Source organism: Microbulbifer salipaludis, from assembly GCF_017303155.1.
Classification (GTDB): domain Bacteria; phylum Pseudomonadota; class Gammaproteobacteria; order Pseudomonadales; family Cellvibrionaceae; genus Microbulbifer; species Microbulbifer salipaludis.
On sequence record NZ_JAEKJR010000002.1, the window covers coordinates 1,390,208 to 1,409,783 of the forward strand.

Consider the following 19,576-nt stretch of genomic DNA (forward strand, 5'->3'; position numbering starts at 1 on the left):
GTTTTGTCCAGCCAATTACGATTGGCCGTGGATGCGATGGGCGGGGACTTAGGTCCCCGCTCTGTCGTTCCGGCCTGTGCAAGATTTCTTTTCCGCTATCCCCAGGCAGAACTCAAACTGTTCGGCCCTCGCTCTCAACTGCAATCCCTTCTGATCAAACAGCCTCCCTCGGTGCGTGAGCGTATCGAACTGGTGGACTGTGCCCAGGTGATTACCCAGGGCTGTAATCCCGTGCAGGCGTTGCGACGCAAGCGGGAGTCCTCCATGGCGCTTGCTCTGAAAGCGGTCAAGGATGGCGAGTGTGACGCAATGGTTACCTCCGGTAATACCGGCGCTTTGCTGGCGCTCAGTCGCAGCATCCTGGGAACCGTTGAGGGGGTTCGGCGCCCGGCGCTCGGCAAATCCTTGCCCACGGCGGACGGTTCCTGTTTTCTGTTGGATCTGGGGGCGAACATCGACTGCAGCGCCGAAGACCTGGTCCTGTTTGCCCGTCTGGGGCAGGAGGCGCAGCGTGTGTTTTCGGGTAAATCCGATCTTGCCGTCGCGCTGCTCAATATCGGCGCTGAAGAGCACAAGGGGACCGAGGAAATTCGCCGTGCTGGCAAGATGCTGCAGGCGGATCCGCTGGTGCACTATGTGGGATTTGTAGAAGGGCACGACATTTTCACCGGCATCGTGGATGTGGTGGTGTGCAATGGCCTGATGGGCAATGTGGCCATGAAATCTGCAGAAGGTGTGATTCGACTCATAGGTCAAAAGACGTTTACGATTGATAAGAAGGCGCCGATAAAGCGCTTTTTTGGCCAATTAGCCATAAATCTGTTGCGAAAATGGCGCGCACAGCTAGAACCCGGTCGCTATAATGGCGCCAGCTTTTTGGGGCTGAAAGGCAACGTCATCAAGAGCCATGGCGGTGCCAGTAGCGAAGCGTTTTACCGCGCGATGCTGACCGCAAAAGAATGTGCCGAAGCCGACCTGTCCCTTCAATTGGGCAGGGCTATGGCTTTGCAGGCGCAACCGCCGACAGGGTGCGATTAGCCGGCCCCTGATCCGGCAGCGGTCTACGACGTTCAGCCAGGCCCTTATTTCCTAAGGCTTCACCCACTTGGTTAAAGGATGTTCCATGACCAACCCAGTTTTGGCGTTTGTGTTTCCCGGCCAGGGCTCCCAGCAGATTGGTATGCTGGCTGAAGCCGCTCAGGCATTCCCGGAAATCAGCGCAACGTTTTCGCAGGCCTCTGCCGTGCTTGGCTACGACCTTTGGGAGCTTTGCCAAAATGGCGCTCAAGAGGATATCAACCTTACCGAGAGAACCCAGCCGCTGTTGCTGACCGCCAGCGTTGCCCTTTACCGCGCCTGGCAGGCGCAGGGCGGGGTTGCTCCTGCGCGCATGGCCGGTCACAGCCTTGGTGAATGGTCGGCACTGGTATGTGCGGGTGTGCTGCGGTTCGAAGATGCGGTGCGCCTGGTGCGTGAGCGCGGTCGACTCATGCAGGAAGCGGTTCCCGCGGGCGAGGGTGCGATGGCCGCTGTCATCGGACTCGACGATGACGCTGTAGAAGCCGCCTGTGCTGCTGCGGCGGAAGGCGCTGTGGTGAATGCGGTCAATTACAATTCGCCGGGTCAGGTGGTGATTGCCGGCAGTGCACCAGCGGTGGCGCGGGCGATCGAGGCCTGTAAAGCAGCGGGTGCAAAACGCGCGCTGCCATTGCCGGTGAGTGCACCCTTCCATACCGAGCTGATGCGCCCTGCGGCGGAAAAGCTGGCGCCACAAATTGAGGCGACGGAGTTTTCTGCGCCCCAGGTGCCGGTTATCCATAATGTGCATGCCCAGGCGGAGACCGACCCGGCTGCCATCAAGGCGCTCATGGTTGAGCAGATCTACAGTCCGGTGCGCTGGACGGAGTGTGTTCAGGCGATGGCCGCAGCGGGTACCCAGCAGCTGGTCGAGTGTGGCCCGGGGAAAGTGCTCGCGGGGCTTGCCAAGCGCATTGATCGTGGCCTGACAGCGCACAATATTGAAACGCCGGCACAATTGTCGGACGCCGTTAAATCCACCGCACAATAAATACGAAGCCTCGACCCTGGTGTTGTGCGCAGGCGAGGTATCGGGAGAAATTATGACTGTTTCAACTTCACTGGAAGGGAAGGTGGCGCTGGTTACCGGCGCGAGCCGCGGCATTGGCGCGGCTATTGCAGATTTACTGGGCGCCCAGGGCGCCATTGTTATTGGCACCGCGACTAGCGCTGCAGGCGCAGAAAAAATTTCAGCGCGTTTTGCTGAAAAAGGCATCCAGGGGGCGGGTAAAGAGCTGAATGTTACCAGCCTGGAGAGCATCGCTGCGGTGCTTGAGGCGGTCAAGGCGGAGTTTGGCGCGCCCACCATTTTGGTGAACAACGCCGGCATCACCAAAGACAATCTTCTGATGCGTATGAAAGATGACGAATGGGAAGATGTGCTGAATACCAACCTGACGGCGGTCTACCGTGTGAGCAAAAGCTGTCTGCGCGATATGACCAAAGCCCGTTGGGGTCGCATTATCAATATCAGCTCCGTTGTGGGTAGCATGGGTAACGCGGGTCAGAGCAACTATGCGGCCACCAAGGCTGGTGTTGGCGGCTTTGCGCGTGCACTGGCTGCCGAGGTCGGTTCCCGTGGTATCACCGTGAATACCGTCGCTCCCGGCTTTATCGATACCGACATGACCAAGGTGTTGCCAGAGGCGCAGCGCGAGGCGTTGATGAGTAAAATTCCCCTGGGTCGCCTGGGTGCGCCCGAAGAGATTGCGTCCGTCGTCGCATTTTTGGCCAGTGATGCTGGCGGTTATGTGACCGGAGAGACCATTCATGTGAACGGCGGCATGTATATGGGCTGATTTTCTTTCGAGAGAATCACCGTAAGTGATTGATTGGTAAGTTAATTTTTATCATTCATCGGTTGCTGAGAGGCGGTGCATTACATCCCGAAAAAATCAGGGTACAATGCCGCCTCGCATTAACCACAAGCTGTGTTAGCCGGTTACTGAAACACCACATATCGTGGGCAAAATTTAAACAGTGACCAAAACAGATTTTTATCCACTAGGAGTTAAATTGAATCATGAGCAGCATTGAAGAGCGCGTAAAAAAGATCGTTGCTGAACAACTGGGCGTGAAGGAAGAAGATGTAAAACCTGAAGCATCCTTTGTTGAAGATCTGGGCGCTGACTCCCTCGACACAGTTGAGCTGGTAATGGCTTTGGAAGAGGAATTCGAAACTGAGATTCCTGACGAAGAAGCAGAAAAAATTACCACTGTTCAGCTGGCCATCGATTACATCAACCAGAACCTCGGTTGATTCCTGCTGGATAGTTTAAGTAAAGGGTAAGTGTTGCCCCTTACTGTTGTACTGCGAGAGCCGTTCTATGTTGCATAGCGCGGCTCTCCGTCTATTTGAACCTTGTGAAAAGCGACCGGTTGACGTTATCTGGTTACCGGCGTGTGAGATTGATTTCGGGGGAGGCGCAAGTGACGCGTAGAAGAGTCGTTATTACCGGAATGGGCACAGTGAGCCCGCTGGGAAATACCCTGGAAGATACCTGGCCTGCACTGTTGGCGGGGAAAAGTGGTGTCGTTCCAATCGAGTCATTCGATGTCTCGGCTTTTAGCACCCGCTTCGCCGCGACCGTGAAAAATTTTGACCCCGAGCCCCACATTGCGCAAAAAGAAGCGCGCAAGATGGATGTCTTCCTGCAGTATGGCCTGAGCGCTGGTATCCAGGCAGTGGAAGACAGTGGCCTCGAGGTCACCGAAGAAAACGCACCGCGTGTTGGCGCCTGCATCGGCTCTGGTATGGGTGGCATCGCTGCCATCGAAAACAATGCCATGCTGATCGCAGAAAAGGGCCCGCGCCGGGTTTCACCTTTCTTTGTTCCCGGTGCCATCATCAATATGGTCTCCGGCAACCTGTCGATTAAGTACGGCATGAAAGGCCCGAACCTTTCCACGACCACGGCGTGTACCACCGGCACCCATGCCATTGGCCTCGGTATGCGCACTATTCAATATGGCGATGCCGACGTAATGGTGTGCGGTGGTGCGGAAATGGTGACCACGCCGGTTGGTCTTGGTGGTTTCTGTGCGGCACGTGCGCTGTCGACACGCAATGATGATCCGCAGGCAGCCAGTCGCCCGTGGGACAAAGACCGTGACGGTTTTGTGCTGGGTGAAGGTGCCGGTGTGCTGGTGCTGGAAGAGTACGAACACGCCAAGGCTCGCGGTGCAAAAATATACGCCGAACTCAGCGGTTTTGGCATGAGCGGTGACGCGCACCATATGACTTCTCCGCCCGAAGACGGCGCCGGCGCGGCGCTGTCCATGCAAAATGCGCTGAAGGATGCGGGTCTTGAAGCGTCTGCGGTTCAGTACATTAACGCGCACGGCACCTCCACACCTCTGGGTGATAAAGCAGAAATTGCCGCGGTACGTACGATCTTTGGCGGCAGCCTGGATCAGATTGCCGTCAGCTCTACCAAGTCCATGACCGGGCACCTGCTGGGTGCTGCCGGCGCCATTGAAGCCATTTTCTCCGTTATGGCGATCCGCGACCAGGTGGCTCCGCCCACGGTCAACCTCGACAATGTGGATGAAAACTGTACCGGTGTTAACCTGGTGCCACACAAGGCGCAGGAAATGAACATCGACGCGGTATTGTCCAATTCGTTTGGCTTTGGCGGCACCAACGGCTCGCTGATATTTCAGCGGGTTTAATGCCGTGGAAAGCACTGGTCGTGAAGTATGTGCATTCTTCGCGACCGGTGCTGATCGCTCCCTGTGAATTCTCCTGACCCCTTTTTTTATTCCTCTTCCGGCCTCTGTGCCTCCTTGCCCGCGGACGAGGCCTTTTCCTATGGCGTACTGGAGACTATGCGTGCGGTTGGTGGCAGGATTCCGCTGCTGGCACAGCACCTTGCTCGTCTCGCTCGTGCCGCCCACCCCGCCTCAGCAATAATCGCGTGTATCGAAACTGCAGCCGTGGCGATTGCCCGGGAAACTGCGCACTGGCCATCTGGCGCCAGAGTTCGGCTCCGCTATGGCGCCCTGTATGGCGAGCGGACGTGGGACTTTTCTGCGGTGCCGCTGGATGCAAATTCTCCGTGGGAGAATGGGGTGGCACTGGTTCGCTGCAGGACCAGGATCACACCGGAGGCCTCGCACTCGCCATTTTCTCCCGAGAGGGTGCGCTATTCGTCAGACGCCAACGATGTTTTGCAAGATGATCACCCGCAGGGCTGTAAGCTGTTGCGTCGGGATACCTACCGACGCGGAGAAGCCGAGCTGGGACAATATACGGCGTGGCTGCGCCCGGATCTGTTTTGCGAAGGCCTGATGCTGGATGCGTGCGGACACGTGGTGGAAGGATTGCACAGTAACCTGTTGGTCTGCCAGAACGGCCACTGGCGTACCCCCAGCCTGCGTACTTGTGGCGTGCGGGGGGTGATGCTGGGGTGGCTGGCGAGTCACGCCGAAATCAGGGAAGATGAGCTCTCGCTTGCGGATCTCGAGGACGCTGATGAGATAGCGGTTTGCAATGCAGTGCGCGGCGTTGTGCCGGTAGCACAGATGCTTCTCGGCGGAGCAGGAAGTGATGGGCCAGAAACCGCAGTAGACGTGCGCAATTTAACGCGCGGGGAATCCACAGCAGCGCTTCAGGCGTTGGTTGCCAGCGCGCTCAGGTGACGGTATTTCGCGGGGGTAAATCTCGGCGTTCATGTTTAAAGTATACTGCCGCGGCAGTATTTACGGGTTGTAGTTAACGTGGCAAAAAATAACGGCAAAGCCGGCAATAAAAAAACACTGAAGCGCACACCGGCAAGTCGCGGCAGCCGCTTCGGCATGTGGTTGCGTGGATTGCTGCTGCTGTTCGTGGTGGCTGTGGTCTCCGGTGGGGTAGCTTTCTGGTCTGCGCAGAATGCGTTGGTAAAGCCGCTCACACTGCCAGTGGACGGATTGCGCATGGATGTCGAAAGTGGCAGCAATCTCTCACGGATACTCTTGCGCCTTGAATCCGAGGGGGTACTGCGCTCGCCCCGCTGGGTGCGCTTGTACGCACGGATCAAAAGCCAGAGCAGTATTCATCCCGGTGAATATTTGATCCCTGCCGGCAGCAACGCGATGGACCTGGTGGGCAGGCTCAATCGTGGGGATGTTACACGCTACCGGGTGACCCTGGTCGAAGGCTGGACCTTTCAGCAGGCGCTGTCACAAATACGCCATTCCAATAAAATTCGGCAGACGGCAGCGGGAGAATCGATTGCCGCTGCGGCGCAGGCACTGGGTATCGAGGGTAACCCTGAGGGCCGAATTTTTCCCGATACCTATGTCTATCGCTCCGGTGCCTCCGATCTGGATCTTTTGCGGCAGGCGTTTGAGCGCATGGACACTGTACTGGCCGAGGAGTGGCAGCAGCGAGGGGAAAACCTGCCCTATAAAGACGCCTATGAGGCGCTGATCATGGCGTCGATTGTCGAGAAGGAAACCGGGGTACCCTGGGAGCGCGATGAGATTGCCGGTGTGTTTGTACGGAGACTGCAGCGCGGTATGCGTTTGCAGACGGATCCCACGGTAATTTACGGGCTTGGCGATCAATACGATGGCAATCTGCGCCGAGCAGACCTGCGCAATGCGACCCCGTACAATACCTATGTGATTGGTGGCATGCCGCCCACGCCGATTGCGTTGCCGGGCCGTGAAGCCATCCATGCCGCGCTGCACCCGAAAGATGGAAACAGCCTTTACTTTGTAGCGAAGGGCGATGGTTCCCATCACTTTTCCTCGACGCTGAATGAACACAACCGCGCAGTGCGGGAGTACCAATTGAAGCGTCGTTCCGATTACCGCTCCAGTCCGGCAAACAATACAAAAAACGATTAACGCCTTTGGCAATATTGGCAATCAAGGTACTGGGCGCAGCTCCGAGTCAGCAGAGAATTCATGTCACAACAATCTTCAGGCAAGTTTATTACCCTTGAGGGGGGAGAGGGGGTCGGCAAGTCGACCAACCTCCAATTTATCACCGGTTGGCTGGAACATCGCGGCATCGATTACGTGCAGACGCGGGAGCCCGGGGGGACACCCCTCGCGGAGCAGTTGCGAACGCTATTGCTGGAAAAGCGAGAGGAGGCCGTCGATCCCACCGCAGAACTCTTGATGGTGTTTGCTGCGCGTGCGCAACATTTAAACACCGTCATCAAGCCTGCACTCGCCGCCGGCAAGTGGGTGGTGTGTGACCGTTTTACCGATGCCACTTACGCATATCAGGGGGGAGGCCGCGGGCTCGATCGTGCGCTGATTGCACAGCTGGAGCAAACCGTGCAGGGCGCACTGCGTCCGGACCGGGTTCTCCTGCTCGATCTCGACCCTGAGATCGGCCTGCAGCGCGCGGCCTCCACGGGCGCCGCGGACCGTTTTGAAAGTGAGCAGGCGGCATTTTTTCGCAAGGTGCGCGCGGCTTACCGGGCGCGCGCGGATGTCGCTCCCGAGCGCTACGCGGTGATAGATGCTGCACAGCCTCTGGCAGGTGTGCAGGCTCAGCTGGCGCGTGAGCTGGAAACCATTGCGAGCAACCAATGAGCAAAGCATCCGCTAAACCGGAAGTCCAGCCCGTGACGCCAGTTGCGATACCGTCGCCGCTGCCGTGGCAGGCGGCGCAATGGCAGCGCCTTGGCGCCCAGTGGACGGCAGGACGTTGCCCGCATGCATTGCTAGTGAGCGGCCAGCCTGGACTGGGCAAACGGCGGTTTGCCGATGCCTTTGCCGCCTTGCTGTTGTGCGATCAACCACGGCACGGGCTGGCCTGTGGCGAGTGCCGTGGCTGCCAGCTGCGTATCGCCGGTTCTCATCCTGACTTCATTCGAGTGGTGCCGGAGAAAGCGCAGGGGCCGCTCAAGGTTGAGCAGATCCGCGAGCTGGGGGAGTTCGTCGGCCGCACGAGTGCACGGGAAGGGGCGCGCGTGGTGTGGCTGGCGCCCGCCGAGTCGATGAATATCAATGCGGCGAACGCGCTGCTAAAAAACCTGGAAGAGCCCTCCGCTTCAGTGATTTTCCTGCTCGTCACCGATAACCCCTCCGGTCTGCTGCCCACGATTCGCAGCCGCTGCCAGACCATCGCGTTCCCGGTGCCCCCGCAACAGTCTGCGTTGCGCTGGTTGAGTGATAGCGGAGTAGAGGGGGAGCTTGCCAGTAGCGCGCTGACACTTGCCGGAGGGGCGCCTTTGTTGGCCGCGAGGCTGATGGAGCCGGAGGCCAAGGAAGTGCGTGATCAGTTTCTCGCCGATATAACAGCGCTCACACGCGGCGATGAAAACCCGGTCACCCTCGCTGCACGCTGGGAGTCACCGGGGGAGGGGGCCGACCTCAATCTGCTCCTGCAATTCTGGCAGAGCTGGATCGGTCAGATGTTGAGAGTACGTAGCACCGATCAGGCGGCGGATGCGCCGGTGATGGCCTTGCTGCAGCGATTGCCGGGCGCCGGGCCGGAGAGTCAGCGTCCCCTGTTTGCCTTCTACGACCATCTTCTGAAGGCCCGAGGATTGCTCTCGGGTAGTGGAAACCCGAACAAGCGCCTGCTGATGGAAGAGTTGTTGATCCGTTGGGCTGGGCTTTTTCGCTAGTATCGCTTACAGGGTGCTGTGCTAGCATCTCGCTAGACAGGCTGTGCATTGGCGGGTAAGTTAGCCGACGGGGTGAGCGGTGAGGTTGCGCTCTTTTCGGGATGCTGGCTTTGCATGAAAACGACAGTGCTGAACCAGAATAAAGAACGGATGTTTTCTAAACGGGGTTAGTTATGAAAGGTATGGGGGGCGGTGCCCGCAACGGTATCCTGTCACTGAAGATTCAGGACAAATCCGTGTTGTATGCGGCCTATATGCCATTCGTCAAAAATGGTGGCCTGTTCATTAATACCGACAAAAGTTATAGCCTCGGCGATGAGGTTTTCCTGCTGTTGAGCCTGATGGATGAACCAGAAAAACTACCGGTGGCCGGAAAAGTAGTATGGATTACCCCGGGTGGCGCCCAGGGCAACCGAACACCGGGTATCGGCATCCAATTCAGTGACAAGGAAAACACCGCGCAAAGCAAAATAGAAACACTGCTTGCCGGCTCCCTGGAATCCAGTCGACCGACGCACACCCTGTAATCCGCGCCCTTTGGGGCGGTGGCGCCCCATAAAGCCTGGTGTCGAACCGCGCACGCCGGGCGGTGTGTCTGTATAATTCCCCTCGTTCATTTTCTGGCCGTTTTATTCGCGCCCTCGTGGCCCGGACCAACAGGCCGAATACCAACTGAACCGAACACCAACTGAAAAAGTATCATGCTGGTAGATTCTCACTGTCACCTCGACAGGCTCAAACTGGATAAATTTGACGGCGACCTGGACGACGTGCTGGCGCTCGCGCGCAGTCGTGGCGTGGGCAAGTTCCTCTGTGTCGGTATCAGCCTCGACAATGTGGACGATGTGGTCGATATCGCGGCGCGGTATGACGATGTGGTCTGCTCTGTGGGCGTGCACCCACTGGATGTGGACTCCGGGCTGGCGGATGTCGAAAAGTTGAAGTCGCTTGCCTCTCGCCCGCATGTGGTGGCACTGGGGGAGACCGGGCTGGATTACTATTACAGTACCGAGACCAAAGAGGTGCAGCAGCAGAGCTTCATCGCGCACCTGCAGGCCGCTGCGGAGGTGTCGTTGCCGGTGATTGTGCATACCCGGGATGCGCGCCAAGATACCATTGACCTGATTCGCGAACACGGTAGCCGGGAGCATGCGGGTGTACTGCACTGTTTTACCGAAAGCTGGGATATGGCGAAGGCCGCCCTGGATCTGAATTACTACATTTCCCTGTCGGGCATCGTTACCTTCAAGAATGCAGAAGAGCTGCGCGAGGTAGCCAGGCAGGTGCCTCTGGATCGGTTACTCGTGGAAACCGACTCGCCCTACCTGGCGCCGGTGCCGTATCGGGGCAAGCCAAACATTCCCGCCTACGTGCGCGAGGTGGCCGAGTTTATTGCCGAGCAGCGTGGCATTTCCTATGAGGAGCTTGCTGCGGCCACTACCGAGAACTTTTTCCGACTCTTTCCCCGCGCCGCCTGAAAAGGCGCGGCTTAATCAGGAAGTATTTATGTTGCAACAGCAATTGCAGACCATGCTGGCGCTGCAGGACGAGATCAATACGCTGGTGAATGATCGCTGGCGGGAGCAGAATTTTGCGTGGTATCGGGCGATCTGGGTCGAAAGTGCAGAGCTACTGGATCACTACGGCTGGAAGTGGTGGAAAAAGCAACAGCCTGAGATGGAGCAGGTCAAACTGGAGCTGGTGGACATCTGGCACTTTGGGCTGAGTCTCGAGCTTCAACAGGGCAGCCCGGAGGCCGTTGCCGAGAAGATGCAGCAGCAACTCTCTGCCGAGCAACCGGTTGCCGGTGACTTCCGCGAGAATCTGGAAGCCTTCACGCTGAATACCCTCTCCAGTAAGCAATTTGATCTGGTGGGCTTTGCACAACTGCTGGCCGATTGCGCAATGCCGTTTGAGGATTTGTATCGCCGCTATGTGGGCAAGAATGTACTTAACCGGTTCCGCCAGGATCACGGTTACAAAGAGGGAACTTACGAGAAGCTGTGGGCGGGCAGGGAAGACAATGAGCACCTGGCGGAGATTGCCGAATCTTTAGACAGTGCAGAAGAAAATTTCAGCAGTCAGCTCTATTCAGCGCTGAAACAGCGTTATCCGGGTCCGCAGAAAGATTTGGCCTGACAACTTGCGACCAAAGGATAATGAAATTAATTTGTCAGGCCCTATAATGCGGGCGCCTGAAAACAACGGAGATACATCGTGAAAGCACCTGTTCGTGTTGCAGTTACCGGCGCTGCCGGTCAGATCAGCTACTCGCTGCTGTTCCGCATCGCTTCCGGCGAAATGCTGGGCAAGGATCAACCAGTTATTCTTCAGCTGCTGGAAATCACTCCCGCACTGGAAGCGCTGAAGGGCGTTGCCATGGAGCTCGAAGACTGTGCCTTCCCGCTGCTGGCAGGAATCGTGCAGAGCGACGACGCGACCGTTGCCTTCAAAGACGCCGAATACGCCCTGCTGGTTGGCGCGCGTCCGCGTGGCCCGGGCATGGAGCGTAAAGACCTGCTGGAAGCCAATGCGGCTATTTTCTCCGCTCAGGGTAAAGCCCTGAACGATGTTGCTGCGCGCAACGTCAAGGTGCTGGTTGTCGGCAACCCCGCCAACACCAACGCGCTGATCGCCCAGCGCAATGCGCCGGACCTGGATCCGCGTAACTTCACCGCCATGACCCGCCTGGACCACAATCGCGCGCTGACCCAGCTGGCGAACAAGACTGGTTCTACCGTAAATGACATCACCCACATGACCATCTGGGGCAACCACTCGGCGACCCAGTACCCGGACCTGCACCAGGCCAAGGTCAATGGTGAAGATGCCATGGGCAAAGTCGAGCAGGAGTGGTACGAGAGCGACTTCATCCCGACCGTTCAGCAGCGCGGCGCGGCCATCATCAAGGCTCGTGGTGCTTCTTCTGCGGCGTCTGCTGCCAATGCGGCCATCGATCACATGCGTGACTGGGCGCTGGGTTCCGCCGAAGGCGACTGGACCAGCATGGGCGTCTACAGCGACGGCTCTTACGGCATCCAGAAAGGTCTGATCTACTCCTTCCCGGTTGTGTGCAAGAACGGCGACTGGCAAATCGTTCAGGGCGTCGACATCAATGATTTCTCTCGCGAGAAGATGACGGCGACCGAGACTGAGCTGGCCGAAGAGCGCGACGCGGTTGCGCACCTGCTGCCATAAGCTTTTTACTTTTTAATAAGTTAAAAGCCAAAAAAACCCGCATCTGGTTTCAGGTGCGGGTTTTTTGCATTTTGGGTCGGTTGTATCTGGTGGATGCGCCTTCGGCTTATCTACCCTACGGGTATGTGGTTGCCCGTTGCGCGTAGGGTGGATAAGCGCAGCGCATCCACCAACAACCGAACCTCAGAACCTCACATTGCGCGGTGTGCGCGGGAAGGGGATCACATCGCGGATGTTGCCCATGCCGGTGACGTAAGACACGATGCGGTCGAACCCGAGACCGAATCCACCGTGAGGCACGGTGCCGTAGCGACGCAGGTCGCGGTACCAGTCAAGGTGCTCTTTGGGGATATCCATTTCGTCCATGCGCGCATCCAGCTTGTCGAGGCGCTCTTCACGCTGGGATCCACCAATGATTTCGCCAATGCCCGGTGCCAGTACATCCATTGCTGCCACGGTCTTGCCGTCGTCGTTCATGCGCATGTAGAACGCCTTGATGTCCTTCGGGTAGTTGAGCACGATCACGGGCTTCTTGAAGTGCTTCTCCGCCAGGTAGCGCTCGTGCTCCGAGGCCAGGTCGATGCCCCAGGATACCGGGAATTCGAATTTCTCTTTGCAGTTCTCCAGAATCTCGATGGCTTCGCAGTAATTGATGCGCGCGAAGTCGTTGTCGATGATGTTTTCCAGGCGGCTGATGGCTTCTTTGTCGATGCGCTGAGCGAAGAACGCCATGTCATCCGGGCGCTCCTCAAGCACCGCGCGGAATACATACTTCAGCATTTCTTCCGCCAGGTTGGCGCAATCCGCCAGGTCGGCGAAGGCGATCTCCGGCTCCACCATCCAGAACTCTGCCAGGTGGCGCGTGGTATTGGAGTTTTCTGCACGGAAGGTGGGACCAAAGGTGTACACCTTGGACAGTGCCAGGCAATAGCTTTCCACGTTGAGCTGGCCGGACACGGTCAGGAAGGTCTCTTCGCCGAAGAAGTCTTCGCTGTAGTCCACTTCACCCTTGTCCGTCAGGGGCAGGTTGGCCTGATCCAGGGTGCTGACGCGGAACATTTCACCGGCGCCCTCACAGTCGGAAGCAGTGATGATTGGGGTATGCACGTAGTTGAAGCCGCGCTCGTGGAAGAAGCGGTGGACGGCCTGGGCGATGCAGTTGCGCACACGTGCCACGGCACCACTGACATTGGTGCGCGGGCGCAGATGGGCATGCTCGCGCAGATGCTCCATGGTGTGGCGCTTGGGGGACATGGGGTAAGTGTCGGGGTCCTCGACCCATCCCACTACAGTGACACTGCTGGCGAGCAGTTCAATGGCCTGCCCCTTGCCCTCGGAAGGCTTGATGGTGCCCTCGATATCCACCGCGCAGCCGGTAGTCAGGCGCAATATTTCCGACTGGTAGTTATTGATGGACGACTCCACCACCACCTGAATCGGGTCAAAGCAGCTGCCGTCGTGAACGGCGAGGAACGACAGGCCCGCCTTGGAATCGCGACGGGTACGAATCCAGCCCTGGACGCGGGCGGTCTCGCCCTCGCGCTGGCTGGACTTGAGGAGGGTATCAATGGATTCAACGTGCATGATGGTGCTCTTGTTGTTCGCGTTTGCTGGTGTGGCCTTCCCCAGGGCGCCCGTTGGGTGGCCTGGGTACTTACACGCGGCTATTTATGCAGGTCGTAAACGCGGCTTGTGGTCGCGTACGTCAATGAACGCCGGCATCTTGCCCCCTGTGCGCGGGAAAATCCAGTCCCAGGAGCGGTGCAACGGCGGGGCTGTTGTGACCGGTGAGTACGCAATTCGCCTCTGATTGTAGCTGAACACCGCCGGAGGCGGGACAGGGTCTGGGGGCCACAAACCGCATAAAACCGTGACGCTTGGTTCCGTGAAGTGCTGTCCTACACTAAAAACATCACAGTGATGGATGAAGTACTCATGGTCAAAGAAGTTGGCGGCGCGCGCGGGCGCCGGGCCTGTATCCTCCTCGCACCCAATCAATCCCTGTCGATGGCCGGGAATCTGTGGGTGTTCATTTCCCTTGTCGCGGTATCGCTCGGCATCAGCGTGGCGTTTGCACTGGCCGGTGCGTGGATGGTCATCCCCTTTGCCGGGCTTGAGGTGCTGCTGCTCGGCGTGTTGTTCGGGTACGTGTACATGGAAGGCACTCGCCGCGAAGTGATCCAGATCAGCGACGAGCGCGTAGTGCTGGACACGAGCCGAGGCAGCCTCAAACGACCGGTTTACCATACAGAATTTGACCGAGATAGCCTTTCGGTATTGGTGCGTATGGGCCCGACCCCGACAGAGCCGTCGAGCGTGACGTTCGCGGGGCCTGAAGGTTGCCTGGAAGTCGGTGAATTTCTCACCGATGCGGAAAAGGCGGCGCTGGTGGAAAAGCTTGGCCATTGTGGTCTGCGCGCGCGCAAGGAGCAGAGTTTTACACTTCAGGATTTTTGACCGGGATTTCTGATCCGCCGGTTGAAAATATCCGTCGCAATGCGCTGCTGCGGTTGCACATCAATTGGATATAATGTGCGGGGCTCGCTTCGGCTTTGGTTGAAGCGAGCCTTTTCATTAACACGCTTTAATCAGAACGCTGAATTCTTAGCAGGGGAGAGACCATGGCGCATCCTAAAATCGGCAACCTGGCACCGGTATTTACGCTCAATAACCAGAACGGTGAGAAGGTGGCCCTGAAGGATTTCCGGGGCGAGAAAAATGTTGTGCTGTACTTTTATCCCAAAGCGCTGACGCCCGGTTGTACTACACAGGCGTGTGGCATTCGAGATATTGCCGATGAACTCGCCAAGCGCGATACCGTCGTATTTGGTTTGAGCCCGGACCCGGAAGCCAAACTGCAAAAGTTCATGGAGAAGCATGCGCTCAACTTTGACCTTTTGGCCGATGAGGATCACAAGGTAGCCGATAAATACGGTTGTTGGGGCCTTAAAAAATTCATGGGCAAAGAATACATGGGGCTGATCCGTACCACCTTTATTGTCGATAAAGAGGGGCGCCTGCAGCATGTTATGGACAAATTCAAAACCAAGACCCACCACGAAGACCTGCTGAACTGGTTGGATGAACACCTGGTGTAAAGCCGTTCGTTTTTCTGGACTGTGTCGGTTCGGCCCGGGTTCGCCCGCAGTGCCATGACCAGTGGCGTGTTTTTGACCACACGGAGGTGGAAGGTCTTAAGAGAAAAGTCGCGCCCCGTGACAGTATTGGCAGGATGGGCATAAATGCCGAGCTGGCGGCGATCTCTTTTTGTACGAGGCTTAAAAAAATTTTGTTGTCGTCCCTTGCATTATCCCGATATGGTCTATACTGGCTTGTGTAAAGGAGCGCCGCTCAACCGTTTGGCCCAGAGCGATTGGGTGTGGTGCGAGGAAGTAGTACATAAAACACTCAATCTGGGTAGGCTTCGATGCCTGTTTTCAGGTGCGCCCCCGCACTCAGGTAGTAGTCAGTAGTAACGTGCACGCATGGTATTGCTGGCAGTGGTAAATAGGGACTCGCAGGAAGCGGGCGTAGAACAATAACCGCGGCTCAAGGAACCCATCAAGGAGCAGCTCAATGAACCATATTCAGCCAGACCCGGCTTCGCTCTCAGAAGACAAACCCCTGCAGCAGGCAAGACTGTCCGGAGATCCGAACATTCTCGACCAGCTGCTGGCGCCACCGGAAGCAACCAGCTTCGGTATCGCCGCTCGCGTCATTGATGTGCTGGAACAACGGATTGGAAAGGCATCTCTGGCAATTCGCCCGGTGGCATCTGATCTCAGTATGTCGACTCGTACCCTGCAGCGCCGGTTGCAGGAACATAACCTGAGCTTTGCCTCATTACGCGATCACGTGCGTTTCCGTCACGCGGTACACTTTTTGAAAGATACTGCGTTGAGCGTAGATGGCATTTCCCGCATTCTCGACTTCTCTGACAGAACCAGCTTCACCAGTGCGTTCAAGCGCTGGACCGGCATGTCCCCAACGGGCTACCGGCGGCAGGTTCGCCAGCGTTACTAAGAAGTCTTCACAACACCCCTCGCATCACGTAATCCAGAGTTCCGGTTAACACCGGTGCTCTGGATTGCCTCATCCTGACAAAGCCGTTAGAGTTGGCCACAGAATTTTTTGTTGACTCTATCGAGGTTTAGATCATGGATTTCTTTATTCCTGCTGCAATGGCGCAAGAGGCTGCCCCGGCTCCTCAGGGCAACCCGCTGATTACCCTGTTGATGTTTGGTGGCCTGTTTGTATTCATGTGGCTGTTTATTATTCGTCCGCAGCGCAAGCGTCAGAAAGAGCACCAGGAACTGGTGGGCGGCCTGAAAAAGGGTGATGAAGTGGTAATGACCAGCGGTATGCTGGGCCGTGTAGAAAAAGTAGACGACGACTACCTGATCCTGGAAGTGGCTGACAACATGAAGCTTAAGTTCCAGAAGGTTGCTGTACACGCTGTCTTGCCCAAAGGCACCATCAAGAACATTTGATTCTGCATCAGTGCGAACCCGCGGTGCGTGGTTTACTGGTTGTGCAGCTGGCGGCTTGCCTGAACAGGCAGGTGCGACCAGACGCGAAACCCGGCAATTGCCGGGTTTTTTGTTGAGAGAATAGCTGACCCCATGGCGGGGCAATCGGGAGGCAGAGTGAAGATTCAATATCCAGCGCGTGTGCGGTTAGCGCAACTTCCCACACCGCTACAGCCATTGGATAACATCACTGCGCACTATTCTGTGCCTTACGGTGGCCCCAAGATCTGGATCAAGCGGGATGATCTCACCGAGAGTGCCATGTCTGGCAACAAGCTGCGGAAGCTTGAGTTTATCCTCGCAGAGGCCCGTGCCCGCGGCTGCAACACATTGATTACCTGTGGCGGCGAGCAGTCGAACCATTGCCGTGCGACGGCACTGGCGGCGGCCAAGGCCGGACTACAGGCGCACTTGATCTTGCGCAAGGAAACCGCTGGCAAGCCCGAGGCGGATGCGGTGCCCGATGGGAATCTCCTGGTGGACTATCTGGCCGGAGCCAGGGTGTCGCGCTACCCACTGCGGGAGTATCTGAATAATCTTTCACAGTTGTTTGAATATTGGTCAGAGCATTACCAGCAGCAGGGCGATCGCGCACTGTGCATCCCTACCGGTGGCAGTGATGGACTGGGAATCTGGGGTTATCTGCTGGCCACGGAGGAGTTGCTCGAGGATTGCGATGCTGCGGGGTTTCGGCCAGAGCGTATCGTGTGTGCCAGTGGCAGTGGTGGTACCCAGGGCGGGCTTACCTTGGGATGTCAATTACTAGAGAGCGCGGCGGAAGTTGTTGGTTATGCGGTGTGTGATGATGCCGCCTATTTTGTGAGCAAAGTGGCGGAAGATGTTCGAGACTGGCAGAGCCGCTATCCGCACTCCTTTACCTTTGACGAAAGTCGCATACACGTGGTTGATGATTATATTGGCCCCGGCTATGCGATTGCGACGGAAGAAATCTACGAGACCATTGCACTTGCTGCACAACTGGAAGGAATATTGCTGGATCCGGTGTATACCGGAAAAGCCTTTTACGGAATGTTGCAGGATATCAAGCGCGGACAATTCGCCCACTGCGAAAACCTGGTGTTTGTACACACGGGTGGGCAGTTTGGTGTGTTTCCCCAGCGCAGTGGTTTTCGCAACAGCTGGTCCTAGTGCCCGCGCGTAAACCGGCCCCGCAGGCAGCCTCGTTTTATGGAGAGCGGGGCGGGGAGGAAATGCGCGATAGGTTTTGCGACAGAATTGCCTTTTTTGGCAAAATTAATAGTGAATTGTTCAAAGCGTGGCAGAAATAAGGACTATGCTGCTGATAATTGGCGGATTACTGTTCTCACAGGGATGAAGCTGCTAATCTGCGCGGCACTGAGTGGCGCCCGCTATCTCAATGGATGCCTGCACGCGAGTGAAAAACTGGCTGGCACGGCGGCGCGGGTGTAACTGCGACTACGCCATTCTGGTGGTAATTTAATCAAAAATAATAGGCAGTGGGGGTTGGTTTGGAATCATTCAATCAGTTGTTGTTGTCCCTGGACGGGATGCTGGGCTCGGCGGCCTGGTTTCCATGGGTGCTGTTGGGGGTAGGTTTCTTCTTTACCCTGTACCTTGGGTTTCCGCAGGTACGCTATTTCGGTCACGCGATCAAAATTGTGCGAGGCAAGTATGACAAGCCGAGCGATCCCGGTGACACGTCACACTTCCAGGCGCTGGCCACTGCGCTTTCCGGCACCGTAGGTACCGGTAATATCGGTGGGGTAGGCCTCGCCATTTTCCTGGGGGGGCCGGCGGCACTCTTCTGGATGTGGGTCACTGCTTTTCTTGGTATGACCACCAAGTTTGTCGAGGTAACCCTCTCGCACAAATACCGGATTAAAGCAGCCGATGGCTTCTATGCGGGTGGCCCCATGTTCTACATGGAGCGGCGCCTGAACATGAAGTGGCTTGCGGTAACGTTTGCCATCGCCACGGTTATCTGCTCTTTTGGTACCGGCAGCCTTCCACAGGTGAACAATATTGCGCAAGCCATGCACGACACATTCGGCCTGAGTAAAATGCTTACCGGTGGTGTTCTGGCTGTCTTGCTCGGCCTTGTCATCATTGGCGGCATCACTCGCATCGCGAAAGTCACATCGACCATCGTTCCGGTAATGGCGGTGCTGTACATTATAGGTGCGCTGGCGGTTATCCTTTATAACTACGAAAACATCATTCCTTCCTTTTCTGCCGTATTCGCCGGTGCCTTCAACGGAAGTGCTGCCGTTGGCGGATTCCTGGGGGCAAGCTTTGCTTACGCGTTTAACCGGGGTGTAAACCGCGGGCTGTTTTCGAACGAGGCGGGGCAGGGTTCTGCACCGATTGCGCACGCCGCGGCGCGTGCGGACGAGCCGGTGTCCGAGGGTATGGTTTCCCTGCTGGAGCCTTTCATCGACACCCTGATCATCTGTACCCTTACCGGTCTTGTGATCCTGTCGTCTGGTGTGTGGACAGAAAAGCACATGAACCGTTTTGAGCGCGCGGACATGCGTGTGCTGGCCGGGACCTATACGGATAAAGACGAGGCACACGTGAAGCAGCTGTTCGGCTTCCTCAGTGGGCTCGACAGTGACGTGAAAACCTATACCGGGACGATCGTGGTGGCCGACGGTCAGCCGCTGAACAATAACGAGTTCACGCTGATCAACTCCCGCTCGGTGGCAGAAGGGGTGGAGTTCCGCGTTGGGGAAGACAACTACTCCGGTGTACTGAACGTGAACGATGGCCGGCTGGTAAATCCCAATGTCGAGGTGTGGGGTAACTCACTGTTGCACTCGGTGGCGTTGACCAACCGTGCCTTCCAGAAAGGCTTCTTCGGCGAGTACGGTAGTTATATCGTGACGCTGGGTATTTTGTTGTTTGCATTCTCCACGGCCATTGCCTGGTCGTATTACGGAGACCGCTCGATGATTTACCTGTTCGGTCCCAAGGCGGTCATGCCCTACCGTCTGGTGTATGTGGTGGCGTTCTTCTGGGCGGCCATTGAAGACACAACGATCATCTGGAATCTGTCAGCGGTGGCGATTGTCCTGATGACACTACCCAACCTGTTCGGTATCTCGATTCTGGCGCGGGAAATGAAAGACACCGTGAAGGACTACTGGAAAGACCCCGAGCATCGTAAATAGCGCTTATCCGTCCAAATAAAAAACCCGGCAGTAGCCGGGTTTTTTT

20 protein-coding genes are annotated in these 19,576 nt (G+C 57.0%); 19 read left to right on the forward strand and 1 reads right to left on the reverse strand.

What is annotated here, in order from left to right; all coding sequences use genetic code 11:
* Positions 1–3 precede the first annotated feature (3 nt).
* The 13 genes from plsX to JF535_RS11565 all read left to right on the forward strand — a co-directional run bounded on the left by plsX (position 4) and on the right by JF535_RS11565 (position 11,849).
* Positions 4–1,038, forward strand: a complete 1,035-nt coding sequence (gene plsX, locus JF535_RS11505) for a phosphate acyltransferase PlsX (RefSeq protein ID WP_207002227.1) — start codon at positions 4–6, stop codon at positions 1,036–1,038.
* Positions 1,039–1,123: 85 nt separating this feature from the next.
* Positions 1,124–2,068: an ACP S-malonyltransferase gene (gene fabD / locus JF535_RS11510; RefSeq protein ID WP_207002229.1), complete on the forward strand. Its 945-nt coding sequence runs from the start codon at positions 1,124–1,126 to the stop codon at positions 2,066–2,068.
* Positions 2,069–2,120: 52 nt separating this feature from the next.
* Complete coding sequence (fabG, locus tag JF535_RS11515) at positions 2,121–2,876, forward strand: 3-oxoacyl-ACP reductase FabG (protein ID WP_207002231.1); 756 nt, start codon at positions 2,121–2,123, stop codon at positions 2,874–2,876.
* A 224-nt stretch (positions 2,877–3,100) separates the two neighbouring features.
* Positions 3,101–3,337 carry an acyl carrier protein gene (gene acpP, locus JF535_RS11520; protein ID WP_010130751.1) on the forward strand — a complete coding sequence of 79 codons (237 nt, stop codon included), beginning with the start codon at positions 3,101–3,103 and terminating at the stop codon, positions 3,335–3,337.
* Positions 3,338–3,507: 170 nt separating this feature from the next.
* Positions 3,508–4,749 carry a beta-ketoacyl-ACP synthase II gene (gene fabF, locus JF535_RS11525; protein WP_207002233.1) on the forward strand — a complete coding sequence of 414 codons (1,242 nt, stop codon included), beginning with the start codon at positions 3,508–3,510 and terminating at the stop codon, positions 4,747–4,749.
* A 63-nt stretch (positions 4,750–4,812) separates the two neighbouring features.
* Complete coding sequence (locus JF535_RS11530) at positions 4,813–5,718, forward strand: aminotransferase class IV (protein ID WP_340674168.1); 906 nt, start codon at positions 4,813–4,815, stop codon at positions 5,716–5,718.
* 78 nt (positions 5,719–5,796) lie between these two features.
* Positions 5,797–6,912: an endolytic transglycosylase MltG gene (mltG, locus tag JF535_RS11535; protein ID WP_340674169.1), complete on the forward strand. Its 1,116-nt coding sequence runs from the start codon at positions 5,797–5,799 to the stop codon at positions 6,910–6,912.
* 60 nt (positions 6,913–6,972) lie between these two features.
* The gene (gene tmk / locus JF535_RS11540; RefSeq protein WP_207002237.1) at positions 6,973–7,611 is read left to right on the forward strand and encodes a dTMP kinase; all 639 of its coding nucleotides are present in this window, start codon (positions 6,973–6,975) and stop codon (positions 7,609–7,611) included.
* The gene (locus JF535_RS11545) at positions 7,608–8,651 is read left to right on the forward strand and encodes a DNA polymerase III subunit delta' (RefSeq protein WP_207002239.1); all 1,044 of its coding nucleotides are present in this window, start codon (positions 7,608–7,610) and stop codon (positions 8,649–8,651) included. The genes tmk and JF535_RS11545 overlap by 4 nt, the downstream gene beginning before the upstream one ends.
* A 173-nt stretch (positions 8,652–8,824) precedes the next feature.
* Positions 8,825–9,178 carry a PilZ domain-containing protein gene (locus JF535_RS11550; protein WP_181253231.1) on the forward strand — a complete coding sequence of 118 codons (354 nt, stop codon included), beginning with the start codon at positions 8,825–8,827 and terminating at the stop codon, positions 9,176–9,178.
* 174 nt (positions 9,179–9,352) lie between these two features.
* The gene (locus tag JF535_RS11555; RefSeq protein WP_207002241.1) at positions 9,353–10,129 is read left to right on the forward strand and encodes a TatD family hydrolase; all 777 of its coding nucleotides are present in this window, start codon (positions 9,353–9,355) and stop codon (positions 10,127–10,129) included.
* A gap of 28 nt (positions 10,130–10,157) precedes the next feature.
* The gene (locus JF535_RS11560; RefSeq protein WP_193754325.1) at positions 10,158–10,790 is read left to right on the forward strand and encodes a dUTP diphosphatase; all 633 of its coding nucleotides are present in this window, start codon (positions 10,158–10,160) and stop codon (positions 10,788–10,790) included.
* A gap of 78 nt (positions 10,791–10,868) precedes the next feature.
* Positions 10,869–11,849, forward strand: coding sequence for a malate dehydrogenase (locus JF535_RS11565; protein WP_207002243.1), 981 nt, complete (start codon positions 10,869–10,871; stop codon positions 11,847–11,849).
* A 183-nt stretch (positions 11,850–12,032) separates the two neighbouring features.
* Here the strand turns inward: JF535_RS11565 and asnS are convergent, their stop codons facing one another.
* A complete protein-coding gene (asnS, locus tag JF535_RS11570; protein ID WP_153039208.1) occupies positions 12,033–13,433 on the reverse strand; it encodes an asparagine--tRNA ligase in 1,401 nt (466 codons plus the stop codon).
* Between the two features lie 306 nt (positions 13,434–13,739).
* Between asnS and JF535_RS11575 the strand changes: the two genes are divergently transcribed.
* The 6 genes from JF535_RS11575 to JF535_RS11600 all read left to right on the forward strand — a co-directional run bounded on the left by JF535_RS11575 (position 13,740) and on the right by JF535_RS11600 (position 19,530).
* On the forward strand, positions 13,740–14,306 hold the full coding sequence (locus JF535_RS11575) for a DUF2244 domain-containing protein (protein WP_340674170.1): 567 nt from the start codon (positions 13,740–13,742) through the stop codon (positions 14,304–14,306).
* A 164-nt stretch (positions 14,307–14,470) separates the two neighbouring features.
* Positions 14,471–14,947: a thioredoxin-dependent thiol peroxidase gene (bcp, locus tag JF535_RS11580; RefSeq protein WP_207002245.1), complete on the forward strand. Its 477-nt coding sequence runs from the start codon at positions 14,471–14,473 to the stop codon at positions 14,945–14,947.
* Positions 14,948–15,425: 478 nt separating this feature from the next.
* The gene (locus JF535_RS11585; protein WP_066964560.1) at positions 15,426–15,872 is read left to right on the forward strand and encodes a helix-turn-helix domain-containing protein; all 447 of its coding nucleotides are present in this window, start codon (positions 15,426–15,428) and stop codon (positions 15,870–15,872) included.
* Positions 15,873–16,006: 134 nt separating this feature from the next.
* A complete protein-coding gene (yajC, locus tag JF535_RS11590) occupies positions 16,007–16,339 on the forward strand; it encodes a preprotein translocase subunit YajC (protein ID WP_207002247.1) in 333 nt (110 codons plus the stop codon).
* A gap of 132 nt (positions 16,340–16,471) precedes the next feature.
* Positions 16,472–17,527, forward strand: coding sequence for a D-cysteine desulfhydrase family protein (locus JF535_RS11595; protein ID WP_207002249.1), 1,056 nt, complete (start codon positions 16,472–16,474; stop codon positions 17,525–17,527).
* Positions 17,528–17,868: 341 nt separating this feature from the next.
* Positions 17,869–19,530 carry an alanine/glycine:cation symporter family protein gene (locus JF535_RS11600; RefSeq protein ID WP_242523802.1) on the forward strand — a complete coding sequence of 554 codons (1,662 nt, stop codon included), beginning with the start codon at positions 17,869–17,871 and terminating at the stop codon, positions 19,528–19,530.
* The last annotated feature ends 46 nt before the right edge of the window (positions 19,531–19,576 follow it).